Below are 1,926 nucleotides of genomic sequence, written 5' to 3' on the forward strand. Positions count from 1 at the left end.
AATATAAATATTTCCATTTTTGAAGATGATATATTTCACTATTTTCTTTATCAAATTTATTTTCTTCTAAGTCTTTAATAGAGAATTGATTTAAAAGATTTGTTTTTTGTAAATTTTTAAAAACTATAAAATCAACCATATCTTCCAATAGATATTGAAATTTTCTTCTTCTAAAAAAAATAAATAACTCTTGAACCATTACGTTTTCAATTAATTCATTATTAATATTTTTATTTAAATATATAGAATGTGGAGTATTTAAATTTACATTTTCTAATAAGTTTTTTGATAAAATTCCCATTATATAATCTCCATTTCTTGTAAAATTTTTTCTATTTGTGAATTCAAAATTGAATTATCAGTACAAATTAGATTTTTATGATATGTAACTTTAGCATCTAAAATATAAGAATCTAATGCTCTATCTTTTAATGCGTCTCTACACTTTTTTTCCTCCTCTTTTGAATTTATTTTGTTAAGAAGAAAAAAAATCTTAACGTTTGTTTTCGATTGTAGCAATAAGCTTTTTAAAACTTGTTCCATATCTTTTGGAATTCTTTTCAGTTCATACTTTCCAGAAATAATAGGAACAACTACATATATTTCTCTATCGTTTGTTTTTAATAAATCAGTTAAAACATCAACATAATCATCTGTATCAACTACTATAAATTCCAATTCCTTTTTTCTATCAATAACAATTTCTTTTTTATTTACTCCAAACGGTTTGATAACTCCTTTCTTACTAATACTTCCTAATTCACAGGTAATAATATCTTGAGATGAAAAATTTTGATCATTTAATTCAGAAGTTAATAATTCTCCCTGTGCTAAATCAATTGCTTTAACTTTAACGTTAGCATTTTTTAAGTATAGTGCTATATTTGTTGAAATGGTTGTTTTACCAACTCCACCCTTTGGTGCGTTGACAATAATTTCGATCATTACAAATCCCCCTCTAATTTCTTTAAAATTACTTTCTATATATAAATATAATAGATGATAACATAATTTAATTAAATAATATAAGTTTTAATTTTAAGCGATTATCGTTCCCTTATATTCTATCTCTATTTTTTCCTCTTTAGCTATTTTTTCCAATCTAGAAAGTAAAGCTCCTCCTACTAACTTTTTTCCAGTTTTTGATAATAATTTATCTTCAGAAATATCAGCTAAAGAAAATCTTTTTTTAAGTTCTGAAGTCGATATATTTTCAGCTGATGAATACTTAGTATCAATACAATCAACTATCATATTTTCAAAAAATTCTTTATCTAATCTTTTTTCTATTTCCATTCTTTCAAAAATCAGATTGAATATTTCTACAGTTTCTACAATATTTTCATTAAAATTATTTTCAACTTCTCCTAGTAATTCATAACCTTTATAGGTTGTTAACCGAACTCCCCACATTCCAAATTCACAAACTAGTTGTTCTAAGAACTCATTTTCTTCTTTATATTGATTTATTTTCTTTTGGTTTATTTTTCTAGAAAGTATATTTGAAGAAAGTCTTTCTATTTCTAATTTTTGTTCAGCTATATATTTTCTAACTTCTTTAGCTATTCCATGAATTTCATTCATATATTGTTCTTTAAGTTCTTTTTTTCTTGCATATTCGTTAGCTTCTTTTTGAGCTTTTTCAGATAATTCCTCTATAGGTGGTAATGGAGGGTGATTATCATTGTCATCATTATTACGCTCTATAATCTCATATTTACTTATATTAGAAATATCAAAAGCTTTTCTAATAAATGGATTATGTGTTAGATTTTTTTCTTCTAAATATTTTTTATATAATTTTTCGTATTGATCCATTGTAATTTTTTCTTTAATAATTGAATTTTCAATTTCTTGATTCTCATTTTTTATCATTTTCTCTTCAAAATTTAAAGGAATTTCTTCAAAAGTTTTATCAAAAATATT

General features: G+C 23.2%; 3 protein-coding genes. All 3 read right to left on the minus strand.

All coding sequences use genetic code 11. From position 1 onward, the window contains the following. Positions 1–301 (minus strand): hypothetical protein (locus tag HMPREF0202_RS12045; RefSeq protein ID WP_023051077.1); only part of this gene is annotated, 301 nt, incomplete at its 3' end. Next, complete coding sequence (locus HMPREF0202_RS12050) at positions 301–945, minus strand: nucleotide-binding protein (RefSeq protein ID WP_023051078.1); 645 nt, start codon at positions 943–945, stop codon at positions 301–303. The genes HMPREF0202_RS12050 and HMPREF0202_RS12045, both read right to left, overlap by 1 nt. Before the next feature lie 93 nt (positions 946–1,038). Further along, on the minus strand, positions 1,039–1,926 hold an 888-nt coding region (locus tag HMPREF0202_RS15370; protein ID WP_023051079.1), incomplete at its 5' end, for a hypothetical protein.

Source organism: Cetobacterium somerae ATCC BAA-474 (genome assembly GCF_000479045.1).
In the GTDB taxonomy this organism is placed as follows: Bacteria; Fusobacteriota; Fusobacteriia; order Fusobacteriales; family Fusobacteriaceae; genus Cetobacterium_A; species Cetobacterium_A somerae.